Raw genomic sequence first — 12497 nt, forward strand, 5'->3', positions numbered from 1 at the left:
CCATGGCCGACAGCCACAACGTTGAAGTGAAGGGCCACAATCCGGACACGGACGGCTCGCTGCCGCCCGAGGGCTCGGAGCTGGAGGCGCACCTCCAGGCCAAGCACATGGTCATCAACATGGGCCCGTCCCACCCCGCCACGCACGGCACCGTGCGGCTGAAGGTGGAGCTGGACGGCGAGACCATCGTCAAGATCGACCCGGAGATCGGCTTCCTCCACCGCGGCTTCCAGAAGAGCTGCGAGAACGTCACCTGGACGCAGTGCCTGCCGTACACGGACCGGCTCAACTACCTGTCCGCGATGATGAACAACTTCGGGTTCCTCAACGCCGTCGAGAAGCTCATCGGCCTGGAGATTCCGGAGCGCGCCCAGTACATCCGCGTCATCGGCAGCGAGCTGCACCGGCTGACGGACCACCTGACGTGCGTGGGCGCCACCGGCCTGGAGATGGGCGGCTTCGCGCCGTTCCTCTACGGCATGGAGGCCCGCGAGCTCATCCAGGACCGCGTCACGGAGCTGACCGGCGCGCGCCTCACCACCAGCTTCGGCCGCGTGGGCGGCATCAACCGCGACCTGCCGGACGGCTGGGCGGACAAGGTCCGCAAGACGCTCACCCGCACGGAGGAGCTCTTGGTGGAGATGGACGGGCTGCTCACGCGCAACCGCATCTTCGTCGACCGCACCAAGGGCACCGGCATCATCAGCGCCGACGACGCCATCGACTACGGCTGGACGGGCCCCGCCCTGCGCGCCTGCGGCGTGGACCACGACCTGCGCAAGGCGAAGCCGTACTGGGTCTACGACCGCTTCGACTTCGACATCCCGGTGGGCGAGCACGGCGACAACTACGACCGCTACCTCGTCCGCATGGAGGAGATGCGTCAGTCCATCCGCATCCTGCGCCAGGCGCTCGACACCATCCCGGCGGGTCCCATCATCGTGGATGACTGGCGCATCGCGCTGCCGCCCAAGCCCGAGGTGTACGGAACCATCGAGGGCGTGATGGCGCACTTCAAGCTCGTCATGGAGGGCATCCAGGTGCCCCCCGGCGAGGCCTATGACGCGACGGAGGCCTCGAACGGCGAGCTGGGCTGGTACCTGGTGAGCGACGGGCGCGGTCGCCCGTACAAGGTGCACGTGCGCGCGCCGGGCTTCCCGGTGCTCGCGGCGGTGCCCCACATCATCGAGGGGAAGATGCTGGCGGACCTCATCCCCACGTTTGACACCATCAACATGATTGGCGGCGAGGTCGAGCAGTGAGCGACAACGACACGAAGAAGCCGACCGGTGACGCGCAGCCGCCCCCCAAGGGCGCGCCCACGGACACCCCCGCGGCGAAGATCGGTCCCGAGCCCTCCAACCCTCCGGCCGGTCCGAAGATGGACACGCCCCCCGCGGCGGCCAGCAGCGTCACGCCGCCCCCCAAGGCCGCGGCGCCCGCGGGCCCGCCGCCCAAGCCCGCGCCGAAGAACCCGGGCTTCGTCACCTGCACCATCGACGGCAAGGAAGTCGTGGTGAAGCCGGGGACGAACATGATCGAGGCGGCCAAGACGGTCGGCTCGGACATCCCCTACTACTGCTACCACCCGCGCCTCTCCATCGCGGCCAACTGCCGCATCTGCCTCATCGAGGCGTCCAACGCGCCGAAGCTGGTGCCCGCGTGCCAGACGCCGCTGGCCGAGGGCGTGGCCGTCAAGACGACGACGCCCAAGGTGAAGGAGCAGCAGCGCGCGGTGATGGAGTTCCTGCTGCTCAACCACCCGGTCGACTGCTCCATCTGCGACCAGGCCGGTGAGTGCAAGCTGCAGGACTACTACATGAAGTACGACTACCGCCCCTCGCGGCTCGAGGGCGGCAAGACGCTGAAGAACAAGCGCAAGGTCCTGGGGCCCCGCGTGGTGCTGGACCAGGAGCGCTGCATCATGTGCACCCGCTGCGTGCGCGTGATGAACGAGATCGCCAAGGAGCCGCAGCTGGGCGTGTTCGGCCGCGGCAGCCACGAGCGCATCGACGTGTTCCCGGGCAACGAGCTGGACAGCGACTACTCGATGAACACCGTGGACGTCTGCCCGGTGGGCGCGCTGCTCAGCCGCGACTTCCGCTTCAAGGCGCGCGCGTGGTTCCTGTCCGCCACGCCGTCCATCTGCACCGGCTGCGCGAAGGGCTGCAACACGTACGTGGACTGGATGTCGCAGGACACCTACCGCATCCGTCCTCGCGAGAACGAGGAGATCAACAAGAGCTGGATGTGTGACCAGGGCCGGCTCATGTACAAGTCCTTCAACCTGGGCCGCGTGCTCCAGGCGAGGGTGGGCCGCGCGACGGGCCAGTCCGGCTCCGAGGCCGTGCCGGTGGTGACGCGCAAGGAGGCCGCTCAGGCCGCCGCCAAGGCGCTCAAGCCGCTGGTGGGCTCGGGCAAGCTCGCGGTGCTCGCCTCGCCGGTGTCCTCCAACGAGGAGCTCCTGGCGGGCCTCACGTTCGCCAAGGCGACCTTGGGCCTCACCACCGTCTACGTGGGCGGTCGTCCGGCGGGCAAGGCGGACCACTTCCTGAAGACGGCGGACAAGAACCCCAACCGCAAGGGCCTGGAGTGGATCGCCAAGGGCCTGGGCCTGAAGGTGGAGACCTACGAGTCGCTCACCCAGGCGCTCTCCAAGGGCCAGGTGAAGGGGCTGTACGCCATCGGCACCGAGGTGCCGGGTGACGTGGAGGCCTTCGCCAGCGCGGTGGCCTCACTGGACGTCTTCGTGGTCCAGGAGAAGAACGAGTCGCCCATCACGGCGCAGGCCACGGTGCTCCTGCCCGCGTCCATCCACGTGGAGGACGAGGGCTCGTTCACGCAGATGGACGGGATGACCCAGCGCTTCCGCAAGGCGTACCCGCCCAAGGGCGACGTCATCCCCGGCTGGAAGTGGGCCGCGGAGCTGACGCGCGAGCTGGGCGGCGAGGCGCCGACCTGGAGCAGCGCGCGGGACGTGTGGCGCGAGCTGTCCGGCAAGGTGGCCGAGTTCGCGGAGTTCAACTGGGACAAGGCGTCTCCGCCGGACCGGGAGAAGCCGGGTATCAATCCGCTGCCGACGGGCGCCGACGGGCGTCCTCCGGGCTACCGTGAGTTCGGTGCTCCCCGGGTGAGGGGTATCTAGCGATGAAGCGCGTTCTGACTGTCCTCTTCGCGATGGGCTTCATCGTCGCGACGCTCGCGGGAGTCTCGGCGGCGGCCTATGCGGTCGGAGGCCTGGCCGAGAAGTATTGGTTCGCGGGCGCCAGCCGCCTGTCGAACATCCTGTTCCTGATGCTCGTCTTCGTGATGATCATCGCGACGCTGCTCACCATCGCCGAGCGCAAGTGGAGCGCGCTCATGCAGGACCGCGTGGGCCCCAACCGCGCGCGCATCAACCTGCCCGGCATCCGCAACCGCTCCCTGGCCGGTCTCCCGCACATCCTCACGGACGTGCTGAAGATGCTGACCAAGGAGGACTTCATCCCGGGCACGGCGAACACGTTCATGTTCAAGCTGGGCCCCATCCTCGCGTTCGCGCCGGTGTTCGCGCTGTTCGCGGTGGTGCCCGCCGGCCCCTCCGTCAATGTGTTCGGCCACAACGTGGACATGGTGGTGGCGACGCCGGACTTCGGCGTGCTGTACCTGCTGGCCATCGCGTCGCTGGCCGTCTACGGCACGGCGCTCGCCGGCTGGGCCTCCAACAACAAGTTCGCGCTCCTGGGCGGCGTCCGCGCCTCCTCCCAGATGATCTCCTACGAGGTCGCGCTGGGCCTGTCGCTGGTCGGCCTGTTCATGGCGTTCTCCTCGCTGCAGCTGCCGACGCTGGTCGGCACGCTGGGGCTGGACGGCGCGCAGGCCACGGGCCAGGCGCAGTACCTGTGGCGCACCGAGGGCGGGTTCGACCTGGGCATCCCGGCGTGGGGCTTCCTCTTGCAGCCCATCGGGTTCATCGGCTTCTTCGCCGCGTCCTTCGCGGAGACCAAGCGCGCCCCGTTCGACGTGCCGGAAGGCGAGTCGGAGATCATCGGCTACTTCGTGGAGTACTCCGGCATGAAGTTCGGCCTGTTCATGATCTCCGAGTTCGTGGAGGTCGTGGTGCTGGCCGGCGTGACGACGGCGCTGTTCTTCGGCGGCCACCACCTGCCCTTCGGCAACGAGTGGCTGGCGAGCCAGCCGCTGATGCAGGAGCACGGGTGGCTGTACGGCACCATCCTGGGCACGGTGTTCTGGGTGAAGGTGGTCTTCCTCATCTGGATCCAGCTGGTCATCCGCTGGACGTTCCCCCGCTTCCGCTACGACCAGATCCAGACGCTGGGCTGGAAGATCCTCCTGCCGCTGGCGCTGGCCAACGTGTTCATCACGGGCGCGCTGGTGCTGTGGGATCCGTCCCTGCGGGCGCTGGCCATCTTCGGCATGCTGGAGATTGGCGTGTTCGTGGTGCTGACGATGACGAAGAAGGCAGACGCGGCGGAGGGTGGTGCGCACGGAGCGCACGGCGCCCACGGCCATGACCACGGGCACGACGCGCATGGGCTGCCGTCCCACGCCAGCGCGGCGTCCTCGCACTAGCTCCCGGCCCGACCAAGGTAGACACCATCATGGCCATCAAGGTTACGAAGGTCACCCAGGACCCCCGGACGGACATCCGCGAGCGGATGTACATCCCGGGGCTGCTGCACGGGTTGGCCATCACCACGAAGCACTTCTTCCGCAACCTCTTCGGCACGCGTGACACGAACACGCAGGTGCAGGACCGCACGGGCACCAGCCTGATGACGACGGTCGAGTACCCCGAGGAGAAGCCCATCTACCCGGAGGGCTACCGCGGTCTGCACCGGCTGGTTCCGCGCGAGGACGGCAAGCCGCGCTGCGTGGCCTGCTACATGTGCGCGACCATCTGCCCGGCGCAGTGCATCTACATCGAGGCGGGCGAGTACGAGGAGTCGGACGCGGACGGCGAGTCGCGCGTCATCGAGAAGTACCCGACCCAGTTCGTCATCGACGAGCTGCGCTGCATCGTGTGTGGCCTGTGCGTGGACGCGTGCCCGAAGGACGCCATCCGCATGGACACGTACATGCACACGCCCTCCGAGTACACGCGGCAGAACTTCGTCTACGACATCCCGAAGCTCTTGAAGGGCCCGGCGGTGTCGCACCCCTCGGACCCGTGGAACAAGCGCGACGGCTCCGAGGAGCCGCACCACGTGCACAAGGAGGCCCACACGCGCATCGGCGAGGGCCTGGTGCAGCTCAAGACGCCGCACCACCTGGGCGCGGGGCATGACCACCACGCGCCGCACGGCAAGGGCGCGGTGGCGCACGGGCAGACGGTGGTGACGCAGCAGGGTCCCATCCAGGTGACGAAGTTCCTGAAGTAGATCCATCCAGACGTCCCGCGCGTAGGGACTGGTAGCAAGCACGGCCCGCCTCCCGCTCCTCGAGCGGCAGGCGGGCCGGTGTCATTTCGGGGCGCGGGTGATGACGTTGCAGCTCTTCAGTGGACCTGGCGTCTGGCGTCCGGGCGGCCGTCCCGTGGGGCGGCGTGGAGTGCGTTCAGGCGCACAGAGGCGGGGGCTGGTGGCTATCGCCCGACGTGGGGCCTGCGTAGGGTGGGTGCTGTCTTGGCGATGAAGCGCTACCGCTTGTCGGTGTGCAAGGGGTCGACCTGCAAGGCCGGCGGCGCGGATGACGTGTACGCGACGGCCCGCGCGGAGCTGGGCGCCCAGGGACTGGTGCCACGCTGCGAGCTGTACCGGGGCGGCTGCTACGGCTTCTGCCACATGGGGCCCAACGTGGTGGTCCGCGAGGACACCGGCCGACGCAGGGACCCGCTGTCTCCCGAGGACTACCAGCTCATGGGGTGGGACGGAGAGGTGTACTACTCCGAGATGACGCCCGAGAAGATGCGCCGCGTGGTGAGCGAGCACATCGCGAAGGACGCGCCCGTCGTGGAGCTGTTCGGGCAACCGGACACGCCGGCGCCAGACGACGGCTGAGCGGCCCGCGCGGGCTCAGGCGGCGATGGCCGGCGCGTCCCCTTCCTCCAGGCCGTGCACGCCGTCCCACTCCGCGGGCGGCGGCGTGACGAGGAAGCGCGCGCAGCGGGCCGCGTACACGGCGGAGACGGAGTCCTTGAAGTCGGTGGCGGAGCGCTCGAACAGCGCATGCGCCTCCGGGAAGCGGCGCTGGTGGTACGCCGTCAGCGCGCGCTCGTAGACGGCGAGCTGCTCCTGCTGGGGCGTGGTGATTTCACCCTTGCGCCCCACCAGCTCGTGCACACGCAGCGGCTCCGCGCGGCCCTTGAGGCGCACCCGGTCCACCACGCGGAACACGTAGTTGTCCCCCGCGAGCGTCACCGTGCCGTCGCCCACGAGCACGTAGGTGCCGTACACCTTGTTGAGCGACTCCAGCCGCGCGGCCAGGCCCACCGCGTCACCCAGCACGGTGTAGTTGGACTTCAGCTCGCTGCCCATGTCTCCCACCACGACTTCGCCCGTGTCCACGCCGGCGCGGAAGCTCAGGCGGCGCCCGTACTTCTTCTCCCAGGCGTCCTGCCGCGCCGCGAGCACCTCGCGCATCTTGAGCGCGGCCTCACAGGCGAGGTGCGCATGGCGCTCGGTGCGCACCGGCGCGCCCCAGAACGCCATCACCGAGTCGCCGATGTACTTGTCCATCTGCCCCGCCGTGGAGCGCACCACCGCCGCCATCTCCAGCAGGTACTCGTTGAAGAGCCCCACCAGCTGCTCGGGCGTCATGCCCTCCGACAGCCGCGTGAAGCCCTCGATGTCGCAGATGTACACCGACATCCGCCGGCGCTCCGGGCGCATCAGGCTCAGGTCACGCGTCACCAGCCGCGCCACCTCCGGGCTCACGTACCGGCCGAGCGCCGCCTGCACGAAGTCGCGGATCTGCTGCTCGTTGCGGAAGGCGTAGACGGTGGTGACGGCGAACGCGCCCACCATCGCCAGCAGCGGCCCCGCCATGGCCACCCACAGCCGCTGCTCGATGAACACGTAGCTAGCCGCCGCCGTGTAGCCCGCCCCCGCGAGCCCCAGTCCGCTCACGTAGAGCAACGCGCCCCGCAGCGAGCGCAGCAGGAAGCTCAGCGACAGCGCGAGGAAGGCCCCCAGGAAGGCCAGCCCCATGGTGAGCGCCAGGTCGTGGTCCGCCGGGGCGCGGGAGATGCCCTCGGAGCGCAGGATGTTCGCCAGCGCCTGTCCCAGGATGGCGCCGCCCGGCGTCTCCGGACCGATGGGCGTGGCCCGCATGTGCCCGGACTCGCCCGCCGTCCGCGTGAGGACGACGGTGCGCCCCTCCAAATCGTTGTCGAACCGCGCGGGGCGCTCGTCCGCGACGTCGAACACGTTGAGCAGCACGTTCCACGCGCGGATGGAGCGGGACAACGAGCCGCGTGAGCCCCGCCCCGCCGTCGGCGCATCCCAGCGCATCAGGCTGAAACCCGAGTCATCCATGGGCACCGAGTACTCGTCCCCCACGTGCAGCCGCCCGTTCGCGTAGCGGAGCGTGCGCGTGTTGGCCAGGCGCATCGCGGCGGCGAGCGGCAGCGATGGCAGCACGTGGCGACCATCCCTCGCCGTGTAGACCACCAGGTGCGGGATGCCGCGCACCACTCCATCCGGGTCCGCCGTCAGCGTGACGGCGCCGTACCCCGCACCTCCACCCAACAGTGGCGCCACCGGGTGCTGGAGCTGGCGCACCTCCAGGAGCTTCGACGTGTCCAGCCCGTCGACCTGGACCTCCGCCAACGAGACGAACAGGTCCGTGGGGCCCACGCGGAACGTGTCGTCCGACGCGCGCCGCTCGGCGATGACGGCCCCGGGAGCGCCCAGCCGCGAGCCCAGCGACTTCGCGTCCGCCTCGTCCGTGGCGCCGCCCCAGACCTCCACCTGGTTGCCCGCGGGGATGACGAAGGCGGGCCGCTGCACCGCGAGCACCGTCTGCGTCCGCTCGCGGGCCTCACTGATGCCGGGGAACGTGCCCACCTTCACCCGGTACGGCCACAGGCGGCTGGCCGGCGGCAGCACGCGCGCGCCCTGGCTCTCCCAGGAGAACGACAGCAGCGCCTTGCCCGGGTCGCGCTCGAGGAACTCGCGGAAGGACGCGTCATCGCTCGACGTGGCGCCGAGCGACAGCTTCGGGTTGACGCAGGCGTTGGGACTCAGCTCCGGGAAGGGCAGGTCCAACAGCACCAGCAGGGCCCCCTCCTCCACCAGCCGGTGGGCCATGGCGCCGACGAGCTGCCGGGGCCAGGGCTGCGTGGCGACACCGGGACGGTCGTCCTGACGGGCCTCGGCGAGCGTCTCGTCGTCGATGGCCACCACCACGGCCTCGTCCGGCCGCTCCGAGCGCGCGCCGAGCTCCAGCACGCGCCAGTCGTAGGTGCGGCGCTCCAGCCCCTCCAGCCAGCCCTGCGCCGCCTCCACCGCGCCCGAGGGAACCCACGTGGGCGAGTCCTCGCGCGGCGCCGCCAGCTGGGGCGCCCGCAGGTACACGAGGATGCCCAGCACGCAGCCGAAGAAGACGGCCATCGCCAGTGAGAAGCCGAGCCGCTTGAAGAAACGCCAGCTCGCGAAGTGTACGCGGTGTGCTTGCACGGGTGCGCGGGAGGATACCCCGAGATTCCCCAGCGCGCGGGGTCTGTCACGAGCCCCTGCTATGCTCGCCGCCCCCGTCACACACCCCAGGAAGACTCCTGATGAAACGCATCCTCATGTCCGCCGCCGTCACCGCCCTCTTCCTCGCTCCCCTGGCGTGCGACCTGGAGAAGACGGGGGCCCAGCTCACCGCCGAGCACGTCATGGTGGGCACCCTGCTGGCCACGCCCGAGGTGGAGGTCTCGGCCCTGGCGCTCGCCGGCGTCGACGGAGGGGTCTTCGTCCCGGATGGGGGCGACAACATCGTGATTCCGGCCCAGACGGCCGCGCTCGTGTTCTTCGGCACGCGCTCCGGAGAGAACTCGCAGCCCTCGGGCGTGACGGGCGCCACCGCGACGCTCCAGCCCCAGGGTGGGCAGGCGACGGTGCTGAACGAGGACGGCTCGGGCAGCTACAGCCGCACCAACGTGGGCGGGAGTGACTCGGGGCTGACGTACGCCTCCGGCGCCACCTACCAGTTCATCGCCGCGCGCAACGGCACGCGCTACGTGGGCCAGGTGGACGACGCGCCCGTGCAGGAGGCCATCACCCGGTTCCATCCGCCCGAGGGCTTCGTGCGCCACACGTCCGGCACGGCGCTCAGCTTCGAGCGCGCCGCCGTCTCGGGCGGCAAGGAGCGCACGCTGGGCTTCGTCACCGTGGTGCCCCTGGGCTCGGACGGCTCCAAGGGCGAGCCCACGTACTCCAACGTGCCCACCACGCCAGTGGAGTTCCTCCAGCTGGTCGCGGTGCCGGGCTCGTACCGCGAGGCCCAGGTGACGATTCCGGGCTCGGCCTTCCCGCAGTCCAACAAGACGTACCTGGTCATCTTCCAGGCCGTGCGCCTGGGCGGCGCCGAGTCCGACAACCTGTTCATCGGCAGCGCCCTGCTCGCGGGCACCGCCGACGTGGGCGTCATCCGGACGAACTGAACGCGCTTCAGCCCGCTTCGATGTCCAGCTCGATGCGCCCCGACAGCTTGAGGCGCAGCAGGTGGCCGGCGAAGCGCTCCGACTCCTCTCGCGAGAGCACGTTGCGGAAGCTCGCGCCGTCCGCCACCTCGACCTCCAGCACCGCGCCCCGCTGGAGGAGCCGGAAGAAGTCCTCGTCGCCACCGGGTCGGGGGATGGACAGCGGCAGCATCCCCTTGAGCGGGAGGACCTCCTCGCCCGCGCGGACCCGTGACACCAGGGCCGCCGCGTCGGGCCGCACGTCGCCCGGGGCCACGCCCTCCTCGGGATAGAGCGGCGCGGGCGGCAGCGCCACGTCCTCCGTCGAGTCGTCGAGCAGGAAGCCGTACCGCGACGGAATCCGGCCGGTGAAGAGCATGCACAGCAGCACGGGTGTGTCGCCGGACACGCGCTCCAGGTGGAGGATGGAGCGCTCCGCGCCCACGCGACGCAGGAGCAACGTCAGCCGCGGGCGATGGACCGACAGGTGACGCAAGGCCCGGTCCTTCAGCGTCGCGCGGATCTCCGCGAAGGCGGACGCATAGCCCGCCTCCGTCTCTGCCTCGCGTGCGGACAGGGCCTCGCGCGTCCTCGCGAGCTTCTCCTCCGCGTCGCGCAGGAAGTCCCCCGCGGACGCGGGCGCGAGTCCCGGCTCCGACGAGGCCGAGGGTTCGAGCCCCGCGGCGCGCACCGCGCCCAGGAGGAACGAGCCTTGTTGCGTCAGCCGCTCGCGCTCCTCGCGGAACCGCGCGATGGACGCGGCGTGCTCCAGCTTCAGCTCCAACCACGCTTCGTATCCGGACTCGAGCGTCTCCAACGCGCGCAGCCGCGCCAGCGCCGCCTCCGGTCCCACCGCCCCGTCACCCTTTGCCAGGTCACTCACGAGGGCGGAGTCTACACCCGCTTCACGCCCGCCCCGCCGTCGCTCGGCCGCCGCCCTGCAACGACGAAGGCCCCCACCCGCCTTCGCGGATGAGGGCTCTCTCGTCGAGCACACCGTCCACGTGGCGCGAAGCCACGGGACACGGGCTCACGCCGTGCGAGACACGGACGACTGCGTGCCCTGCGCCGGAGCGCTCTCGCCGCGGTTCAGCTGGTTGGTCAGGTACTCCTGGCCGGTCTGCAGCTTCTGGCGCAGGTCGTCCCGCAGCTGGGTGCCCGGCTTGGGGGCCAGCAGCAGCCCCAGGCCCGCGCCCACCAGCAGGCCGGCCGCGAAGGCGCCGATCACCGGCAGCACGTCCTCCGCCGCGCTGCGACGGCTCTCCAGGCCGATGAGGTTGAGCAGGTCGTCCTTGTCCATCTTCTTCAGGGCGTTCAGGTTCATGCGCGACTCCAAAGGAAAGTGAAACGACGGGGGAATGAAGATAACCCTAGTAGGACGGAGGACGGGGCGTGCCCGCGACCGACGCATCCGCGGACGCGGCGCCAGGCTCCCGCGACACGGCGGAGCTCACCGCGCCGCGACCCGCCTGGTAGCCCTGGAACGCCGTCTCGGCCATGCCCAAGAGCTCGTCCTTCACGAAGGGCAGCGCCGCCAGCCGCACGCCCAACCGGAGCATGCGCGCCGTCAGCGGCGTGAACAGCCCCCCGCCCAGCACGTAGCCCACGCCCAGCGCGGCGGCGATCATCCCGTACGGGTTGCGCTCCACGCGCCCGCGCAGGTCCAGCGACTGGCCCAGGTCATCGACAGCGCCCCTGGCATCACTCCAGAGCTGCTGCGCCTCCGAGCCAATCTGGTCCACCCGCTGGCCGAACCCCGCGTCCGTGCCCGAGGGCCGCGACGAAGGGTTGCCATTGCCTGAAGCCCCTGGATAGTTCGTCATGAGTGTCCTCTCTCGTCTGCCGTCCCAGGACGGCTTCAGCGGCGGGAAGCGATGCGGCCGACCAGGAAGCCCACGGCCACCGCGCCCAACAGACACGTGCCGGGGTTGGCGCGGATGAAGCTCACCACGCGGTGGTTCATGTCCACCAGGTTCTGCCGGGCCTCGTCGAGCTGCGGCAACACCTGGTCCTGGAGCTGCCGGGCCCGGTCGGCCACCTGCTGCGGATTCATGTCCATGAACGTGCTCTCCTCGATTCGAAAAGTGGAACTGCGAAAGTCCGGGGGGCCCACGCGCGCCGTCAGCGACGCGAGCCCAGCAACATCCCCACCGCGAACGCCGCCCCCACGCACGCGTAGGGATGACGGCGCACCCACTCGCGCCAGTCGGCGGCGACCGCCACCTCCTCGCGCAGCGCGCTCACCGACGTGGCCAGCTCCGCGCGCGTCCGCTCGATGTCCTGACGGAGCATCGCGCTCGTGCGAGGCCCCATCGGCTTGGGATGTCCATTGCTAGCGCCCATGCGGGGGCTCCTTGAAGAGTTGACCGTCCCCGCCCTGGAGCGCGTTGCCCAGGGCCACGGGGGCCGGCGCGGTGAGCGCCGCCATGCTGCGCGACAGCTCGTCCGTGGTGTCGTCCATCATCCGTCGTGTCTTCAGCTTGTGCAGCGCCCAGGCCACGCCGCCACCACCCGCCACCAGGTTGAGCAGCGCCACCACGCCGAACGCTCCCGCCCACCCCAGCCAGGGGACCAGCACCGCCGCGAGCGCCGCGCACGCGAAGGCATAGCCCACCAGGATGAAGGGCACGAAGGCGGCGATCATCGCCACGTTCATGCTCGCGGACTTCAGGTCCTCCTCGAGCTCCAGGCGCGCCAGCTGCAGGTGCTGGGTCACCAGCCGACTGAAGCTGTCCGCCATGCGGCCGACGAGCGCGGTGAGCCCACGCTCCGTCTGTTCGCTCCCCACGTGCATTCACTCTCCGGCCGGCGCTCGCGTCCTCACAGAAGTGGCGCCAACCTAGGCACCCCTGCCCTTTGGGACAACCTCCCCGAGGCGTTTCTGTCCGGC

At 70.1% G+C, this 12497-nt stretch carries 13 protein-coding genes; 6 read left to right on the top strand and 7 right to left on the bottom strand.

The window, feature by feature from the left end; translation table 11 throughout:
* Positions 1-2 precede the first annotated feature (2 nt).
* The 5 genes from nuoD to VZQ01_RS02605 all read left to right on the top strand — a co-directional run bounded on the left by nuoD (position 3) and on the right by VZQ01_RS02605 (position 5999).
* Positions 3-1262 carry an NADH dehydrogenase (quinone) subunit D gene (nuoD, locus tag VZQ01_RS02585; protein ID WP_223746825.1) on the top strand — a complete coding sequence of 420 codons (1260 nt, stop codon included), beginning with the start codon at positions 3-5 and terminating at the stop codon, positions 1260-1262.
* On the top strand, positions 1259-3145 hold the full coding sequence (locus tag VZQ01_RS02590; RefSeq protein WP_223746824.1) for an NADH-quinone oxidoreductase subunit G: 1887 nt from the start codon (positions 1259-1261) through the stop codon (positions 3143-3145). Before nuoD ends, VZQ01_RS02590 begins: the two co-directional genes overlap by 4 nt.
* A gap of 2 nt (positions 3146-3147) precedes the next feature.
* Complete coding sequence (locus tag VZQ01_RS02595) at positions 3148-4572, top strand: complex I subunit 1/NuoH family protein (protein WP_223746823.1); 1425 nt, start codon at positions 3148-3150, stop codon at positions 4570-4572.
* A 29-nt stretch (positions 4573-4601) separates the two neighbouring features.
* Positions 4602-5381 (top strand): NuoI/complex I 23 kDa subunit family protein, encoded by a 780-nt coding sequence (locus tag VZQ01_RS02600; RefSeq protein WP_141326255.1) that lies wholly within the window; start codon positions 4602-4604, stop codon positions 5379-5381.
* Between the two features lie 249 nt (positions 5382-5630).
* Positions 5631-5999, top strand: coding sequence for a (2Fe-2S) ferredoxin domain-containing protein (locus tag VZQ01_RS02605; RefSeq protein ID WP_223746821.1), 369 nt, complete (start codon positions 5631-5633; stop codon positions 5997-5999).
* Between the two features lie 15 nt (positions 6000-6014).
* Here VZQ01_RS02605 and VZQ01_RS02610 read toward each other — a convergent pair whose 3' ends face one another.
* On the bottom strand, positions 6015-8552 hold the full coding sequence (locus VZQ01_RS02610; RefSeq protein ID WP_426748921.1) for a CHASE2 domain-containing protein: 2538 nt from the start codon (positions 8550-8552) through the stop codon (positions 6015-6017).
* A 167-nt stretch (positions 8553-8719) separates the two neighbouring features.
* Here VZQ01_RS02610 and VZQ01_RS02615 point away from each other — a divergent pair, with 167 nt between their 5' ends.
* Positions 8720-9589, top strand: coding sequence for a hypothetical protein (locus VZQ01_RS02615; RefSeq protein WP_223782968.1), 870 nt, complete (start codon positions 8720-8722; stop codon positions 9587-9589).
* A 7-nt stretch (positions 9590-9596) separates the two neighbouring features.
* On the opposite strand, the gene VZQ01_RS02620 is transcribed toward VZQ01_RS02615, so the two are convergent.
* The 6 genes from VZQ01_RS02620 to VZQ01_RS02645 all read right to left on the bottom strand — a co-directional run bounded on the left by VZQ01_RS02620 (position 9597) and on the right by VZQ01_RS02645 (position 12401).
* Positions 9597-10490, bottom strand: coding sequence for a hypothetical protein (locus VZQ01_RS02620; protein ID WP_141326256.1), 894 nt, complete (start codon positions 10488-10490; stop codon positions 9597-9599).
* A 147-nt stretch (positions 10491-10637) separates the two neighbouring features.
* The gene (locus tag VZQ01_RS02625; RefSeq protein ID WP_223746819.1) at positions 10638-10931 is read right to left on the bottom strand and encodes a YtxH domain-containing protein; all 294 of its coding nucleotides are present in this window, start codon (positions 10929-10931) and stop codon (positions 10638-10640) included.
* Positions 10932-10977: 46 nt separating this feature from the next.
* On the bottom strand, positions 10978-11430 hold the full coding sequence (locus VZQ01_RS02630; protein ID WP_046712965.1) for a hypothetical protein: 453 nt from the start codon (positions 11428-11430) through the stop codon (positions 10978-10980).
* A 35-nt stretch (positions 11431-11465) separates the two neighbouring features.
* On the bottom strand, positions 11466-11666 hold the full coding sequence (locus VZQ01_RS02635) for a hypothetical protein (RefSeq protein ID WP_046712964.1): 201 nt from the start codon (positions 11664-11666) through the stop codon (positions 11466-11468).
* Between the two features lie 62 nt (positions 11667-11728).
* Positions 11729-11950 carry a DUF3618 domain-containing protein gene (locus VZQ01_RS02640; RefSeq protein ID WP_046712963.1) on the bottom strand — a complete coding sequence of 74 codons (222 nt, stop codon included), beginning with the start codon at positions 11948-11950 and terminating at the stop codon, positions 11729-11731.
* Positions 11940-12401 (bottom strand): phage holin family protein, encoded by a 462-nt coding sequence (locus VZQ01_RS02645; RefSeq protein WP_223746816.1) that lies wholly within the window; start codon positions 12399-12401, stop codon positions 11940-11942. The genes VZQ01_RS02640 and VZQ01_RS02645 overlap by 11 nt, the downstream gene beginning before the upstream one ends.
* Positions 12402-12497: the final 96 nt, after the last annotated feature.

The sequence above is a fragment of the Myxococcus faecalis genome (assembly GCF_050039385.1).
In the GTDB taxonomy this organism is placed as follows: domain Bacteria; phylum Myxococcota; class Myxococcia; order Myxococcales; family Myxococcaceae; genus Myxococcus; species Myxococcus fulvus.